General features: G+C 58.3%; 18 protein-coding genes and 1 pseudogene. 5 read left to right on the forward strand and 14 right to left on the reverse strand.

The annotated features are described in order from the left end of the window. Positions 1-60: 60 nt before the first annotated feature. The 5 genes from ACZ48C_RS20680 to ACZ48C_RS20700 form a co-directional block, all read right to left on the reverse strand. On the reverse strand, positions 61-345 hold the full coding sequence (locus ACZ48C_RS20680; protein WP_464783906.1) for a hypothetical protein: 285 nt from the start codon (positions 343-345) through the stop codon (positions 61-63). Next, the gene (locus ACZ48C_RS20685) at positions 342-533 is read right to left on the reverse strand and encodes a hypothetical protein (RefSeq protein ID WP_464783907.1); all 192 of its coding nucleotides are present in this window, start codon (positions 531-533) and stop codon (positions 342-344) included. Before ACZ48C_RS20685 ends, ACZ48C_RS20680 begins: the two co-directional genes overlap by 4 nt. Continuing rightward, positions 530-1,018, reverse strand: a complete 489-nt coding sequence (locus ACZ48C_RS20690) for an ATP-dependent Clp protease proteolytic subunit (RefSeq protein WP_464783908.1) — start codon at positions 1,016-1,018, stop codon at positions 530-532. The genes ACZ48C_RS20685 and ACZ48C_RS20690 overlap by 4 nt, the downstream gene beginning before the upstream one ends. Continuing rightward, on the reverse strand, positions 1,015-1,407 hold the full coding sequence (locus ACZ48C_RS20695; protein WP_464783909.1) for a MerR family transcriptional regulator: 393 nt from the start codon (positions 1,405-1,407) through the stop codon (positions 1,015-1,017). Before ACZ48C_RS20695 ends, ACZ48C_RS20690 begins: the two co-directional genes overlap by 4 nt. Positions 1,408-1,522: 115 nt before the next feature. Further along, the gene (locus tag ACZ48C_RS20700; RefSeq protein WP_464783910.1) at positions 1,523-2,791 is read right to left on the reverse strand and encodes a hypothetical protein; all 1,269 of its coding nucleotides are present in this window, start codon (positions 2,789-2,791) and stop codon (positions 1,523-1,525) included. Between the two features lie 243 nt (positions 2,792-3,034). Here ACZ48C_RS20700 and ACZ48C_RS20705 point away from each other — a divergent pair, with 243 nt between their 5' ends. The 3 genes from ACZ48C_RS20705 (at position 3,035) to ACZ48C_RS20715 (ending at position 4,800) form a co-directional block, all read left to right on the forward strand. Next, positions 3,035-3,901, forward strand: a complete 867-nt coding sequence (locus ACZ48C_RS20705; protein WP_464783911.1) for a DUF4231 domain-containing protein — start codon at positions 3,035-3,037, stop codon at positions 3,899-3,901. A 4-nt stretch (positions 3,902-3,905) separates the two neighbouring features. Continuing rightward, positions 3,906-4,412, forward strand: coding sequence for a TIR domain-containing protein (locus ACZ48C_RS20710; RefSeq protein WP_464783912.1), 507 nt, complete (start codon positions 3,906-3,908; stop codon positions 4,410-4,412). Between the two features lie 205 nt (positions 4,413-4,617). Beyond that, entirely contained in the window at positions 4,618-4,800 is a 183-nt protein-coding gene (locus tag ACZ48C_RS20715) for a YegP family protein (RefSeq protein ID WP_173988085.1), read from the forward strand. A 260-nt stretch (positions 4,801-5,060) separates the two neighbouring features. On the opposite strand, the gene ACZ48C_RS20720 is transcribed toward ACZ48C_RS20715, so the two are convergent. From ACZ48C_RS20720 to ACZ48C_RS20755, 8 genes are all read right to left on the reverse strand, one after another. Continuing rightward, positions 5,061-6,557, reverse strand: coding sequence for an AAA family ATPase (locus ACZ48C_RS20720; RefSeq protein ID WP_464783913.1), 1,497 nt, complete (start codon positions 6,555-6,557; stop codon positions 5,061-5,063). Next, entirely contained in the window at positions 6,538-6,801 is a 264-nt protein-coding gene (locus ACZ48C_RS20725) for a hypothetical protein (protein ID WP_464783914.1), read from the reverse strand. The genes ACZ48C_RS20720 and ACZ48C_RS20725 overlap by 20 nt, the downstream gene beginning before the upstream one ends. Positions 6,802-7,692: 891 nt before the next feature. Next, the gene (locus ACZ48C_RS20730; RefSeq protein WP_464783915.1) at positions 7,693-8,418 is read right to left on the reverse strand and encodes an MBL fold metallo-hydrolase; all 726 of its coding nucleotides are present in this window, start codon (positions 8,416-8,418) and stop codon (positions 7,693-7,695) included. 8 nt (positions 8,419-8,426) lie between these two features. Then, positions 8,427-9,167 (reverse strand): amino acid ABC transporter ATP-binding protein, encoded by a 741-nt coding sequence (locus ACZ48C_RS20735; protein ID WP_454633559.1) that lies wholly within the window; start codon positions 9,165-9,167, stop codon positions 8,427-8,429. Between the two features lie 24 nt (positions 9,168-9,191). Further along, positions 9,192-9,869: an amino acid ABC transporter permease gene (locus ACZ48C_RS20740; protein WP_119254812.1), complete on the reverse strand. Its 678-nt coding sequence runs from the start codon at positions 9,867-9,869 to the stop codon at positions 9,192-9,194. Between the two features lie 16 nt (positions 9,870-9,885). Beyond that, positions 9,886-10,698 (reverse strand): transporter substrate-binding domain-containing protein, encoded by an 813-nt coding sequence (locus ACZ48C_RS20745; RefSeq protein WP_464783916.1) that lies wholly within the window; start codon positions 10,696-10,698, stop codon positions 9,886-9,888. Positions 10,699-10,845: 147 nt separating this feature from the next. After that, entirely contained in the window at positions 10,846-11,148 is a 303-nt protein-coding gene (locus ACZ48C_RS20750; RefSeq protein ID WP_464783917.1) for a GYD domain-containing protein, read from the reverse strand. Continuing rightward, entirely contained in the window at positions 11,145-11,819 is a 675-nt protein-coding gene (locus tag ACZ48C_RS20755) for a cysteine hydrolase family protein (RefSeq protein WP_464783918.1), read from the reverse strand. Before ACZ48C_RS20755 ends, ACZ48C_RS20750 begins: the two co-directional genes overlap by 4 nt. Positions 11,820-11,927: 108 nt before the next feature. Here ACZ48C_RS20755 and ACZ48C_RS20760 point away from each other — a divergent pair, with 108 nt between their 5' ends. Both ACZ48C_RS20760 and ACZ48C_RS20765 read left to right on the forward strand, forming a co-directional pair. Continuing rightward, positions 11,928-12,836 (forward strand): LysR substrate-binding domain-containing protein, encoded by a 909-nt coding sequence (locus ACZ48C_RS20760; RefSeq protein ID WP_245424713.1) that lies wholly within the window; start codon positions 11,928-11,930, stop codon positions 12,834-12,836. Positions 12,837-12,867: 31 nt separating this feature from the next. Then, a complete protein-coding gene (locus ACZ48C_RS20765; RefSeq protein ID WP_464783919.1) occupies positions 12,868-13,803 on the forward strand; it encodes a LysR substrate-binding domain-containing protein in 936 nt (311 codons plus the stop codon). A 122-nt stretch (positions 13,804-13,925) separates the two neighbouring features. Here the strand turns inward: ACZ48C_RS20765 and ACZ48C_RS20770 are convergent. Beyond that, a pseudogene (locus ACZ48C_RS20770) lies at positions 13,926-14,039 on the reverse strand (type II toxin-antitoxin system RelB/DinJ family antitoxin); the annotation flags it as partial. Between the last annotated feature and the right edge of the window lies 1 nt (position 14,040).

Below are 14,040 nucleotides of genomic sequence, written 5' to 3' on the forward strand. Positions count from 1 at the left end.
GGGTGGCGCCTGCGACTGTAAGGGCGAACCAGACGCCGCCAGTCGGTTCGATCTGGATCCTCATCCCAGGCACCTCGCGACTTCCTCCCGCACGACTGTCCGCATGCGGGCGCGCTCGCACTCTATCTTCATCCAGTTTCCTAGTTGCTCTCCGCGTTGTTCGCGATAAGCGTCGATCTGCAGGTGAGGAACGCCATCCGCAGCCATGCGCTCTAGCTCTCCTACCAGAGTTGCTTGAGCGATGCGGCCGATTGCCAAGATAGTGACTGACTGCTGGTCACTGACGCCAAGATCGTTGGCGTCCGCCAGAATAGTCGCGCGCAGTTTTTGGGTATCAATAGTCATTTCGATTCCTTTATTGCCTTTACCCGGATAACGGGCTTTGCGGTTTTCATGGCACCGTCGGCCAGCAGCGTCTCGAGGACAAGGAGGCGGTCTTCAACAGAGCGAAAGCGCTCGGCCATCGTCTTGTCGATGTATGTCTTCGCACCGTCAACGAGAGTGTCGGCGAGGCGCTTGGTGTCTATGGTCATGTGCTAATTCCTGTGATGATGTTGTGCTCGATGCACCAATCGAGCGGTGCGTCGGTTTCGGATTCCATCTCTGCGATGAATGTCGCGGCGGGTCGGTCGGTCCGGTAGGCGAGTACGGCTGCCATCTCACCGTCGCGCTCGCGCAGCTGTGCGGCGACTTCAGCGTGGCGGTCTGCGGTCCAACGTTCGGATGCCGGCGGCACATATGCAGACCGATGAAGAAGTATCCGGGCGCCAGGTAGCGCGATGCGACGATCAGCGGCTAGGGCCGGAAAAAGCGCTGCGCTGGAAGCGTTGCGAATATACGCCGTCTTCCTCGCAGGGTGCGCCAGGATGGCCACGTACATATCGAGCGCTGGACCGATAATACCGCCATCGGAGTCGACGAAAATGTCGATCTCGTCAGACGGATTTTCGAGAGCGGTGAAGACATAAGCGAGGGTAGACTGGTTGATTTCACCGCAGATTTCGATTGTTGTTTTCAACGGGCCGCCCTTGTATCGAGATCTGCGAAAAGCGGTGCCAGAGCGATGATAATCAGGACGTCTGTATCGGGCATACTGTCTTGGGGAACGATTACCGGCGAGACGCTCGGATCGCGCGAGAAGATCGCCACCAGCGGTGGGCCGCGCCATGCGGCCATGCGGTCGACGATGGATGCAGACTGGACGGCGGCTCGGCCTGGCTCGAGGCCGTGATCGACGAGGCGCGCCATCAAGGCGAGGCACCGCACGTCGCGCATCGTGAACCGATACCGACCGCTCGTGCCGCGGGTGCCGAAATCAATGAATCTATGTTGTTGCCAATTGCGAATTCGGCTGGGCTCGACGCCGATCAGGCGTGCGGCATCGCCGACCGTGAAGTCGTGGTTCATTTTTCGTTTTCCGATTAGGTGAGGTGGCAAAAAAAGCCCGGCGCGAGGCCGGGCGAGGTATTGGGCTCGGGGAATGCCCTATATCTAAGGGGTCTGAAAAACTGTCGAAGTGGTACTATGCGGCGATTTTTTCTGAAATTTTTTTGAGCGTCCGCTCCACTATCTTTCGACCTTCATGAGACGCTGATGATTCAGGGTGCTCAAAACTCAATCCGATGGACCGAAAACTGGCGTCGTCAAGAATGGCATCAAGCACCTCCAGGTCAACTTCGTCGATACCGGCTGCAGCCATATTCTCGGCGCGTTCCATTTCGGTCAGCACCTCATGCATTCCTGCGCTCGACCCGCCGTTGCTAACGCCCTTCATCGCCGAGACGCCGGCAAGGCGGCCGTAGTCAAAAGCAACGCCATCGGGCAGCCGCTTGACGGGCGGCATGCACTTCGTGTTTGCGATGGCGCTGGCTAGGACGTCGTCATTTGCCGCGGCGCGGACCGTTTTGGGTGGCGGTGCGAGAGACCGGGGCGCGTAGGGAGATTGCGCCGAGACATAGGTGCTGGCCGACTTCAGCCGCGTGTACGACTTGTCCTCTGCTGGCTGTGCTTCGACGTGCTTCTCGGTTTCCGACTTTTCGTCATAGACGAGGCCAAGCGGGTCTGCAGTATAGGCGGGGCGACGCTTCTTCCCCTTGTAGTCACCGTAAGCAATAAGCTCTCCATCTCGGAAAATGAGACCTGTCAGCTTTCCCCGCCAGTTTGTGGAGCCAAGCAGCACGTTCCCTTCCACAAATGAAATCCCCCCGTTGTCCATGCCGTCCCGATACGCCGCCATCAGCATTGGCACGGACGGCGTTATTGAGCCCTGGTTGTGCACCCTCTCGGTCCCGTTGCCGCTGCTCGCCTCTGCGTCTTCTCCGCCGACTGGTCGGTTGTCATTGGCGGCCGTCACTGGCGGTCGCATGAGTTCCTTCACCAGTCGAAGCGGAACGATGAGCGGCGATTGTTCTGCAACAAGCAGACGCTCAATGCGGGTTGCGTGCTGACCGTGCTTGTCGGCCGTCCCGGCGGCATTGCGTTCGGCGAGCCAGGCGCAGGAAGGGCCGTCATTGGGGAGTCGGAAGGTCGCGCCAGGCCGGCGCACAACGATGCGCGAACCTATCCACGCGGTCGACCCTATGCGCGGCGGCGAGCGGAATGGTCGGATGCGTTTCGGGGCATAGTCCTTCCACTCGATATGAGCTGGCTTCGTCGGCACCAACCATCCGCGAGAATCGTATGTTTCGTGTGCGGTGAAGCGAGGGCCGTGCCGCCCCCATTCCAGGACAGTGGCGACGGAGGTGTACAAACGGTGCCCGCGCGGCACCGCATTCTTGCGGTTAAATGTCATGAATTCCCCGAATTATTGGAAGGCAGGCCGCCTTGCGGCTCTTTGTTGTGTCGCTCTTATGGCGACCATTATGTACCTTAGAACATTTTTACAAATTTGTCAATATGTCGCTTGACATAACTATCGATGTGTGCATTCACGAGGTGACGCTTTCTTGCTTGTGCGTAATATCACCAACCGCTTGTTGTGCGCGCGCCTATAAGCTCTACTGGGGTGAGGGCGCAATCATGGTGCGAGCAGACGATGAAGTATCCAGGGCTGTTTCATAGTGCCGATGACGCATCAAACAGGGCGCAGCGTCACTTCCTGCGACTTGTTCGGTTCGAGTATTTTCTCCTCTTTGTCTGCGGAGTCTTTGCGCTCGGACTGAGCGATCATCGAGGATATTACCTGGCTTATACGCTTGCTTTCCTTGCATCTATGGGAGCTATGATACTGCGCTCCATGCAGAAGCCGGAACAAACATGGTATCGCTCGCGTGCCCTCGCGGAATCGGTGAAAACGATGACTTGGCGATTTGCTATGCGGGCTGTCCCATTTGACGATGCCAAAAGTGCTGACGCGCGGGCTGATTTTCGCACGCTTTTGCAAGGGGTACTGGAGACGAACAAAGAGGTTGCGTCCGTCTTTGACCGAAGCAACTCCAATGCGGAGCAGCTTCCCAATGAGGTCCAGACGACAAGGGAGTTTAGTCTCGCTGATAGAAAGAGAATCTATCTGGATGAGCGCGTTGAAGAGCAGCGTAAATGGTATCACGACAAAAGTGAGTCGAATCGTCGGGCTGCTAAACTGTGGTTCACCGCGTCTATCGCGGCCTATGTCGTCGGTTTTTTCTTCATTTTGGTGCGCGTATTTGACCCCGCCGTGATGGGCTGGCCAACAGAGCCTTTTTTGATCATCGCCGCATCGATAGTTGGATGGACTCAGATAAAGAAATTCAATGAACTCGCTGCCGCCTACAGTCTGACTGCCCAAGAAATCGGGTTAGCGGAAATTCCAATTCGCGATGCGCAGACAAACGGTGCGTTTTCCGCGGCAGTGAACGAAGCAGAACTAGTGTTCTCCCGCGAGCATACTCAATGGTCCGCCCGTCAGCATCAAGGAGCTTAACATCATGACCTCCCATACAGATCCGTCTTACATCATATTCGACGGAGACAAGGACAAGTGGGCGTATGCTTACATGATGGGGTGGAACTCGAACGAGCGCATGGATTTCAAGTTTTCCAATGCCCACGATCTCGACAACATGACGAGCCGTGCTCAGGGGGAGGACTACGTAAAGCGTAACCTGCGGGCGCGAATGCAAAAATCGGCCGCCGCGATCGTTCTCATCGGCGAGAGTACGAAAAATTTGTACCGTTTTGTAAGATGGGAGCTAGAACTGGCACTTTCCCTCGATATCCCAATAATTGCCGCGAATTTGAATGAGAGCCGAACGCAAGATGATCGATGCCCTCCAATTATTCGCGACAGGTTTGTTGTTCATGTACCCTTTAAGATGCGTGCAATTAAATTCGCACTCGACAACTGGCCAGATGAGTATCGTAGGACAGCTATCGTAAATCGGTCAGGTCCGCGGTACTACACCGACGACAAATATCGAGCTATGGGACTGTAGGCACTTATAGCCCTCGGCGTTTCCTTTATTTTATGAATAATCAAAACTGGGATCTTGGTCATGCGGAGGCCACCGGGGTTGAGGATTGGCTAGGCATGCTTCTTCGCCTCTGAATTGACGAATGACATTCACTTCTAAAATTCCGATTGCCCACTCAACTCTTGAGCGGTAGCGTTTGCAACGCTAGCTAGCAATGGAGGTATGTATGGCAAGCTGCAAGGATAACAACGGCGACACTTGGGAAATCTATCAGGCGAGCGACGGCTGGCGCTGGAGGAGAACCGCGAGCAACGGAAGAATCGTTGGTGCGGCATCTCAAGGCTACTCGAACCGATCTGATTGCGTTGACAACGCGAGAAGAAACGGCATGACCTGCAATCCCGTTTAATCGGGTACATACCCCCCCTCACTCTCCTATCTCTCCTCACTCTTGAGAAAACCAAGAGTTAAGAGTGAGGAGAGTGAGGGGGGTACATAGGGGCGCTATCTTCCGGCCAGCTTGTACTGGCCGTAACCTAGTGAGTGTGAAGGGTAGCCCGCCCCCGAAGGGCGGGTGTGAACCCCTTCACACTCTCAGGGGGGTATGGGGGGTGTGTGAGCACCCCCAGTGTGAAGGGGTCTGAAGGCGTCTGTACCCCAGTATGAAGGTCAGTCTGAAGGATGATTTTTCACCACGACGATGTACTTGGTTCGGCGTGATGGTGACCCCTCTTCAACAATTCTGACCTGCCCCGCGTCGAGAAGCCGCTGCTGTGCAGCTGCCAGTTCCTTTCTGGAGATACCGGATGCGTCGGAGTGGCCTGCAATAATCTTCGGCGCATATGTCGCTGACGGACTCGGGCTGAGCTTCTGCCCCTGCCCGAAGAGCTTTTCCAGTGTTTTCATGAAGACGCGCTCAGCCCTGGCGGCTAACAGGCTCGCTCCAGGTGCTGGTCGCCCGTCATCAAGCACAAAGACGCCGTCCCTCCAGCGTAGCTTTAACTCGCCTCCAGTGGCACCATAGTTCGCCTTCATTGTCTTGAGGCTGCGCAAGTCAGGGTCTCCGTCCTTGCCATCAGGACGGGTTAGATACAGGCGGCTACGCACGCTGTTGTTCCATGCGGTGGAACCTGATGAGCCGCTACCCGACTGCATTCCCTGCAAGGACGGGTGCGCCAGCAACACGATTGCGCAATCCAGGCCGATAGCTATCTGACGAAGACCGCCAATGAATTGGCGAACCTGACCACGCTTGATTTCGTCGCCGCCGAAAAGGTCAGCAGCCGTGTCGAGCACAATCAGGCGAGGCTGGAAATCCACCGCTGCCTCAATGAGTTTTCCCATGAGCGGCGTGGGATGCATGTTCCCCGCCCTGTCAGGCACCATCAGTAGCGCGTCCATGTCGGCTAGCGGCAGGAGCCGAAAGTCGGAGAGGTCCCGCAGCGACTTGCCGTGCTCCCTTGTAATGTCATCCAGCCGTCGCCAGAATTCGTCCGCCTCATCCTCTGCACCGACGTAAAGCGCCCGACCGGCAGCAGGAGATATGCCAAGCGTATCGATGGCCATAGCGCCGGCTGCGGCAATCTGGAGGGCAAGCAGTGTCTTGCCGAGGCCGCCGTCGCCGTTGATGATTGTGACCTGGCGGAAGGGTATCAGGTCTTCCGCGTACCATTGGCGTGTAGGTACTGGCTGGTCATGCCAGTCGGCAGGGTTAAGCAGACGGAGCGTGCCAGGCTTGTTGTCATTAGCGGCGGCTGGAGGCTCAGCGGCGATGGCAGGCGTAGGGAGGCGTGGAGATCTGATAGGCTCTTGATCAATAAGGGCGTCCATGACGAGCTCGACTGCCGCTTCTCGCGGCACGCCATCGATCTGTTTCACCACAGGCGTGCCGCCGCCGTACCAAGTCACTACGGACACGCCGTCAGCGTCGCGCAACCAGCGGCCGAAACTGTCGGTGAGCACTGCGAGGCGATCTATCTCACCGGCATCAAAGTCGGACCAATGTGCGATCTTCGTCAGTGTGTCGCGGGTCGTGGCGTCCCAGTCGGGTCTGTCGTCATTGAAGGGTATAAGCACGACGTCGCCGCACAATTGCTCGGCCAGACCGCACACAATTCGAAATGCCGCGTCGCGTTCGTCTTCGATTTCAAGCTGCGTTGCGGTCATCGGCGGTCACTGCCCTCAGTTCGTCGGTTGCAAGTTGAGTGATCTCGGCGGCCAGCGGAGTCGCGAAGGTGGCCACGCGCCGATAGCCTGACTGCGGCGCGAAGGTGAGCAGACGACCGTCCCGCATGCGCAAGAGGCGCAGGCCGTAAAGCCTGACGTCGGGGGTAAGCTGCAGGTCGAACACTGCGATGGCTCTGTGGCCGCCTCCTGGCTCGTCGATCGGTTGAAGTTCTAGGATCTGCATGGGTGTCCTTTCTGCGCACGAAGGCGCGACCGCCGACTGGGGGTCGGCAGGGTGTTGATTTAATGTAGGGGTCGCCTGTTCGTATCCACGGCAATGATTGGCAACGAATGGACGTTTTCAGGCGCGTTTTCGCACCACAAACGAACGCAAGGAATGCCGGTTTCTCAGGCTATTCAGGTGAATTCTTGTTGTTCGGGACGTGGGGGTCGAGTGTTCGAATCACTCCACTCCGACCAGTGAAAATCCTTTTAAAACAAGGATTTACAGCCATCCCGAGGGCTGACAGAAATCTTCCGAAAAAAAATGACAGAAACTCTGACAGAAACCCCTCGCGGGGTGCGTGGTGGTTGTAGCGCGCAAAATCGAATGGCGCGGCGCGCAAGTTCGGTTGGCAGCAGATTTTCCTCTCGATAGCTATCCGCAGCCCTGCCTCCGCTCCGGCGCAATTCGCACGGTGTGAGGTACTTGACGACGGTCCGGCGAAGCCATGTTTCCCGCCCAACCGCACGCCGCTCGGAAGCGAATGCCGTGCAGAGCCTAGGCGACCTGATCGTTACAACTCGCGTTAAAGTCCTTGTCACCTCAATCAACGCGTGTCATGTGCCCCGTTAACTGAGGGGTGCGAAGGCAGCATGGCTTATCGAAAAGACATTGAGGGGCTTAGAGCGATATCGGTGTCGGCAGTCGTGATTTGTCACGTTGCCCCCGACCTCATCCCGGGAGGGTTTGCGAAGTGCCTCGGCAGCAGTGCCAGCGCATGGAAGCATCAACTCTCGATAGGGTAAGAGCGGTCCCTTGAAAGGAGATGAACCGGCGACTTTGGCGAACGTTACGTCCGTGCCTAAAAATGAAGCATCGCTCCGGATTGATCGCCTGGATCGTTTGCCTTCTTCACCCTTCCTTCGAAGCCAGATAGCTCATTGCGATTTCCCACAGCCGATCTCTGCCAAACATCAGTCCATGACCGCCGTGAACGACATCGACGTCGAGGTCTGATAGGCGATTCATGGTAATTTTGTAGGCTTCGATATCGCATCCCGGCAAATCATCGACGAGGCCACCCTCATATATGGCGTCCCCGCTGAAAAACTCCCCCGTCCTCTGGTCGAGCAGGCCGATGGAACCGGGAGAGTGGCCGGGAAGATGCAGAACCGTGTAGCTGGCATCGCCGATGTCGATGATGTCGTTCTCTGCCAGGGCCTTGGTGAGCGGAGCCGGCGAAATTTTGTAGGCTTCCGGCGTAATGCCGGTGGGTGCTGCTGCGGTCAGGGCGTCCGGCTGCTTGCGAAAATAGTCGGCGAGCGTGTCCGCATCCGGCATGCGTGCGAAGGCCTCGGCTTCGGCCGCGTGGCCCAGCCGCGTCTCAAATTCGTGAAACGAGCCGACATGATCGACATGCACATGGGTCGCTACAGCCAGCACGGGTTTCCCTGAAGGGATGCGGAGCGCGCTTTGGAGATCGGCTAGGCCCATGCCGAAATCAATGACGAGGTCGGCATCCCTGCCGACGACGTGGAATATATTGGCCCGGAAAAAACCATGAACATGCGGCTCCCAGACGCGGGTGAGCCGGTCCGAGATCGCGTGCGTTGAAAACCAGTTCGTATTGCTCAACATGGCCTGGCTCAATGCAGCAGCTTGCCGAGGAAGCGCCTTGTGCGCTCATGTGTCGGCGCTGAAAACAGGATGTCGGGCTTGTTGCGTTCGATGATCTGGCCGCCATCCATGAAGACGACTTCGCTGGCGACCTCGCGCGCGAAGTTCATCTCGTGGGTGACGCAGATCATCGTCATGCCATCGGCGGCAAGAGAGATCATCGTGTCCAGCACTTCCTTGACCATTTCGGGATCGAGCGCCGAAGTCGGCTCGTCGAACAGCATGATGCTGGGGTTCATGCAAAGGGCGCGCGCGATGGCGACGCGCTGCTGCTGTCCGCCGGAAAGCTGGCCGGGATACTTGTCGGCCTTTTCCGGAATGTGCACGCGTTCAAGGTACTTCATGGCGATCTCGGTCGCCTGCTTTTTCGGCAGCTTGCGCACCCAGCGCTGGGCGACCGTGCAGTTTTCAAGAACCGTCAGGTGCGGGAACAGGTTGAAGTGCTGGAAGACCATGCCGACGTCGCTTCGCACGCGGTCGATGCGCTTGAGCTGACTGGTCAGCTCGACCCCGTTGACAGTAATCGAACCTTCCTGATGCACCTCCAGCCGGTTCATGCAACGGATCAGCGTCGATTTTCCCGAGCCCGACGGACCGCAGATGACAATGCGTTCGCCCTTGTTCACAGTCAGATCAATGTCCTTGAGGACCTGGAAGGCGCCATACCATTTGTTGACGCCGGCAACCTGAATTGCGGTTTGCGTGTTCATATCCAACCCGTGGGTTTGCAGCGATCAGCGATAGCCGCGCGACAGCACATATTCGATGCGGTTCTGGGCGAGCGTCAGCACCGAGACGATGACGAGATAGTAGACAAGGGCCGCGCCGTACCACTCCAGGAAGCGGAAGCTGGTGGCGATCGCAAACTGCGAGACAGTCATCAGTTCCTTGAGCGAGATCACGGTCGCAAGCGACGTGGTCTTCAACAGCGAGATGAACTCGTTCATCAGCGAGGGGACCGCGATGCGAAGCGCCTGCGGCATGGTGATGACGAGGAAAATCTGCCAGCGGTGCATGCCGAGCGCCGCCGCACCCTCTCGCTGCCCATGTCCGACGGCGGCAAAGGCACTTCGCAGGATCTCCGCCAGATAGGCGATCTGGATCAGGGACAGCGCCAGGAAGGCCGCAAAGAACGGCGTGAACCAGCCGGCCCGAAAGATTTCGGAGATCTGCGGCAGGCCGTTCCACACGAACAGCAGCACGAGCAATGCCGGTGCGCCGCGGAACAGCCAGACATAGAGCGTCGCCAGCCAACGGGCGGAGCGGCGCGGCGAGCCTGCCATGGAGCCAAGCCCCATGCCGAGCACGAGGGACACGGCCATGACGCAGAGGGAGAGGCCAATCGTCAGGAGCGCCCCCTTGAAAAGGGGGGCGCTGAAGATCGCCTGCAGGAAGAGGTCGAGCTCAAACAACGGAAACCGCCTATCGTCAGTTCACGTCGTGCGAAACGTCGGTCGAGGTTTCCGGCAGGTTCCACTTCTTGAGAAACGCCTTCATCTCGCCGCTCGCCTGCAGGGCCTCGATCGCCTCTTTCAGCATCTGCCGGTCGCCATCGCTTTTGCGCAGGTAGATGCCGTAGTTCTCGCTTTCCTCATAGGTATAGGGAATGGCCAGCCGACCCGGCACCTGCAGCATGCGATAGGCAGCGGTCGTGTCTTGCGTGATTGTCGCGGTCGCGCGGCCGACCAGGATCTGCTCGATGACGCCTGATGCGGACGGGTAGGTCTGTGCCTGGATCGGGTCCTTGCCGGCTGCTTCCAGTTCGGCATTAAGATCGGCGACCGTCTTTTCGTAGGTCGTGCCGGCTTCGATCGCCATGATCTTGCCGCTGACATCGGCCGGGACTTTCGTCTCCGTGTCGCTCGCCGCGGTGACCAGCACGACGTGAGAGCCGAAATACGGGATGCCGTCGTATTTTTCGAGGCGAGCCGGCGTGATCATGATGCCGCTTGCGACGAGGTCGCAGCGCTTGGAATCGAGCGACGGAAGCAGCCCCTTGAAGTCGCCGACGACATACTCGGCCTTCGCACCCCACCGTTTGGCGATGGCATCCATGACATCGATCTCGAAGCCGACAAGGTCCTTGTCGCCCGGATTTTCATAATATTCCATCGGCGGGAACTCGCCGCTGGTGCAGATCTTCAAGACGCCACCCGATACGAAATCGGGTTTCTGATCGGCGGAGAGAGCGGTACCGGCGCTGGACATGGCGGCAAATATGGTGCCTGCCAGAAGCGGCATTTTCATTCCCAGTGTTGCTTTCATCATGGTCGTGTTCCCTTATTTTTGATGCCTTGCATCGGTGTTTTGTGAAGTCGTATACGAGTGCCTTTCGCAAACAAGCTAAATATTTTCCTCAAAAAATCGCAGGAAAACTAAAGTGTTTGATCAGCCTACGGCGTTGAGAATCTGGCCGTATGTCTCGGTGTCGAATGCGGGGAGGATGAGCGGCTCGACATGACCGTCCCGGCGCGCCGTAAGCACGTATTGCATCATCGCTTCATTGCTCGGCATTTCGAAAACCTGCATGAAATCATAGTTCCCAAGCAGGGCGTAAAAGGCGATCGACCGCCCGCCGAGCGCAGCGACGCGCTCCTCACTGACCTTCCGGCGCTTCGCGCTATCGGTCAGTTCGTCAAGCCCCTTCTGCGTCAGGCGCATCAGCGAAACGTATTTCCGGATCTCACTCATGCCCTGGAGTTTCCCAGCTTTTTCAGGCCTTCAAGCACCGCGGCCGTATCGGTCAGCGCGCCGAAAATACCGTTTTCGACGGTGACCATGTGCAGGGCAGCCTCATGGGCATATTGATCGCCGCTGGCGCAGGCGTCCGAGATCGTCAGGCACTGGAAATTCCGGTCGCAGGCTTCGCGCAGCGTCGTGTGAACGCAGACGTCGGTGGTGCAGCCGGAAAACAACAGATGTGTAATGCCCTGCGCACGCAAGACATGCTCGAAATCGGTATAGGTGAAGGCGCTGTTGCAGGTCTTGTCGACGATGATGTCTTCCGGTCGCACATCGAGTTCGGGAACGATCTGGAAACCGGGGCTCGACCGCAGCAACGCCGTCGTGCCCTCAAGACCCGACCGCTGCCGGCGCCATTTTTCGTAAGGGGTCATGTCCGCAAGGTCTTCGCGATAACCCTGTCGCGTGTGGATGATCAGGATGCCCGCCTCGCGGCAGGCAGCGATGAGCTGGTTTACCGCGGGAAGGATCGCGCGCAGCGGTGCGGGATCATATCCCTGCTTTGCGAAATAGCCCGTGGTGGAAAGGAAATCCTCCTGCAGGTCGATGACGATAAGCGCCGTTTTGCGGACATCGAGATTGCCGTCATAGGGATAGTCGAATGGTTTTGCCGAGATCATGACCACGCTCCTCTTTGTCGATGGGATAGCACCCCTAATAGTTTGAAAAAATCAATTTAAAATCACCGATACCGTTCTATAATGCTAAACGAACAGTCGGATATCCAGATGAGCCGCCTCCCGCCCTACCTGCAATATCTGCCCGCTTTCGAAGCGACTGCACGCCTCGGCGGCGTGCGCCAGGCGGCGGAGGAACTGAACCTCAGCCCGAGCGCCATTTCGTTGCAGCTCAAGAAGCTGAGCGATGCGACGGGCATCATTCTGTTCCGAAAGTCGGGCCGGAATGTTGCCCTCACCCAGGCGGGCAGGGATTTTTCGCAGACCGTAGCCATATCCCTGGGGCAACTTGATACGGCGACACGGGCATCGCGAAAAATAACCGCCGGCGACCAGCCCGCAGCGCTATCGGTTTCCGTACCGACCGCGCTCGGGATTGCTTGGCTGACGGCAACCGTCGTCGATTTCGCGCAGTCGCATGGTATTTCCAACCTCACCATCAACGAGGCGATCACCGCTGCGGAGGTGGATTGGGCAGAGAACGATCTGGCTGTTGTCTACGACAATCCACCGTTCACCGGGAAATACTGGCGCTTGCTCAGCGAAGTCCGGCTCTGTGCCGTGTGCTCGCCGACCCTGTTTCCGCGGCTCGACCTGCGCAATCGCGACAGAAAGCTGAGTTCCGTCGCTCTGCTGCATGAAGACGACGGTGGGGAATGGGCAAAATGGTCCGTCGCCGCACGGATCGCCCTTGAGGGCAATACCCGTGTCCGGGTGAACTCAGTGGCGCAGGCGATCGCTTCCGCCGTTCAGGGCCGCGGCGTGGCGCTGGTCTCGGATGTCCTGACGCGAAGCTATCTGAGCGAAGGGCGGCTTATCCAGCCGTTTTCCACCACGATCAATGCGGCGCGGGAATATTACATCGTCTGCCCGGTCGATCGCGCAAACGACCCCGTGCTGCGCGCCCTGGCCGACCGCGTGGTCGAGCAACTACGGCCGGGCCGTGACCAGAATGCCTGATCCGTTGAACATCAATTGAGGGAAGAGACTGATGGCGCTGCCACCCCTTCATGCACTTCGCGTTTTCGAAAGCGTCGCGCGGCTTGGCAATGTCAGCGCGGCGGCGGCCGAGCTGCATGTGACGCCGGGCGCCATCAGCCAGCAGATCCGCGCGCTCCAGGTGACGCTCGGCGTCGATCTCTTTCAAAAACGCGGCCGGCAACTGGCTTTGACGCCGAGCGGGAGCCAACTCCAGCGCTCCGTGGCCAGCGCCATGGAGGCCATCCACACCGGCGTGCGTCAGCTGTCGGCGCATAAATATGGCGGAGCGCCAAAGCGGGCCCTGACCATCTCCATCCCGCAGGTACACGGCGTTGCCTGGCTTGCCACCAGGCTTTTCACCTTCATGGCTGAAAGCCCGAATTTCCAGCTGAAGGTTTTGACCTCCAGCCATTTCCACGGCGTCGACTGGCGCAAGACCGATGTCGCGATCATCTACGGCATGCCGCCATGGCCGGGCTTCTGGTGGCGCCTGCTGCACGGCATCCACATGACGCCGGTTTGCAGCCCGCAACTCCTGCGCGGGCCGAACGCCATCCGCCAGCCCTCGGACCTCGCCTTTCATCGGTTACTGCATGAGGACGACGGCTCGCAGTGGCGACGCTGGCAAGCCGAAGCAGGCATTCCCTATGCCGGCGAGTCCGACGTGCATTTCGACGATTTCGGCATTGTACTCCAGGCAGCTAGAGATGGCTTTGGCGTAGCGCTTAGCGATGAAGTCGTGTCGGCACGCGATCTCGACGAAGGCCGGCTCGTGCAGCCGCTCCGCCTGATCGTGCCAGCTCTTCACAACTACTATTGCATCTGCCCCGACGCGAAGCGCGAAACCGCCGAGGTCAGTTCCTTCATCGACTGGCTCATCGAGGAAGCGGCCTCGCCGTTGGGGCCGCGGGACGAAACAGAAAATACAGCTAACCAAAGCTCTTGAAGGGACACGAACTACCACCCGACTGACTGGCGTCGAATCACCCGGTTGGCAATGAGTCTGGCCATTCCTGCGCGCCATGTAGGACGCGAAGAATACGTATGTCGTTTCGGTAACGGCATACGCAGGACACGCACCGCATCAGATACCGTAAGCCCCATGCTCTCAAGCACGGCGGAGGCACGATCGCGGACTTCAGAATCAATGCGTGTTTGGACAAGTGCGTTTGACGATCTGATC

The sequence above is a fragment of the Shinella sp. 1A1 genome (assembly GCF_055379515.1).

Excerpts from the sequence above, each read along its gene's own strand:
- ACZ48C_RS20705 (WP_464783911.1), top strand. The coding sequence starts at position 3,035 with ATGAAGTATCCAGGGCTGTTTCATAGTGCCGATGACGCATCAAACAGG.
- ACZ48C_RS20700 (WP_464783910.1), bottom strand. The coding sequence starts at position 2,791 with ATGACATTTAACCGCAAGAATGCGGTGCCGCGCGGGCACCGTTTGTAC.
- ACZ48C_RS20730 (WP_464783915.1), bottom strand. The coding sequence starts at position 8,418 with ATGTTGAGCAATACGAACTGGTTTTCAACGCACGCGATCTCGGACCGG.
- ACZ48C_RS20725 (WP_464783914.1), bottom strand. The coding sequence starts at position 6,801 with ATGCAGATCCTAGAACTTCAACCGATCGACGAGCCAGGAGGCGGCCAC.
- ACZ48C_RS20695 (WP_464783909.1), bottom strand. The coding sequence starts at position 1,407 with ATGAACCACGACTTCACGGTCGGCGATGCCGCACGCCTGATCGGCGTC.
- ACZ48C_RS20765 (WP_464783919.1), top strand. The coding sequence starts at position 12,868 with ATGGCGCTGCCACCCCTTCATGCACTTCGCGTTTTCGAAAGCGTCGCG.
- ACZ48C_RS20755 (WP_464783918.1), bottom strand. The coding sequence starts at position 11,819 with ATGATCTCGGCAAAACCATTCGACTATCCCTATGACGGCAATCTCGAT.
- ACZ48C_RS20750 (WP_464783917.1), bottom strand. The coding sequence starts at position 11,148 with ATGAGTGAGATCCGGAAATACGTTTCGCTGATGCGCCTGACGCAGAAG.
- ACZ48C_RS20685 (WP_464783907.1), bottom strand. The coding sequence starts at position 533 with ATGACCATAGACACCAAGCGCCTCGCCGACACTCTCGTTGACGGTGCG.
- ACZ48C_RS20715 (WP_173988085.1), top strand. The coding sequence starts at position 4,618 with ATGGCAAGCTGCAAGGATAACAACGGCGACACTTGGGAAATCTATCAG.
- ACZ48C_RS20710 (WP_464783912.1), top strand. The coding sequence starts at position 3,906 with ATGACCTCCCATACAGATCCGTCTTACATCATATTCGACGGAGACAAG.
- ACZ48C_RS20680 (WP_464783906.1), bottom strand. The coding sequence starts at position 345 with ATGACTATTGATACCCAAAAACTGCGCGCGACTATTCTGGCGGACGCC.
- ACZ48C_RS20735 (WP_454633559.1), bottom strand. The coding sequence starts at position 9,167 with ATGAACACGCAAACCGCAATTCAGGTTGCCGGCGTCAACAAATGGTAT.
- ACZ48C_RS20745 (WP_464783916.1), bottom strand. The coding sequence starts at position 10,698 with ATGCCGCTTCTGGCAGGCACCATATTTGCCGCCATGTCCAGCGCCGGT.
- ACZ48C_RS20760 (WP_245424713.1), top strand. The coding sequence starts at position 11,928 with ATGAGCCGCCTCCCGCCCTACCTGCAATATCTGCCCGCTTTCGAAGCG.
- ACZ48C_RS20720 (WP_464783913.1), bottom strand. The coding sequence starts at position 6,557 with ATGACCGCAACGCAGCTTGAAATCGAAGACGAACGCGACGCGGCATTT.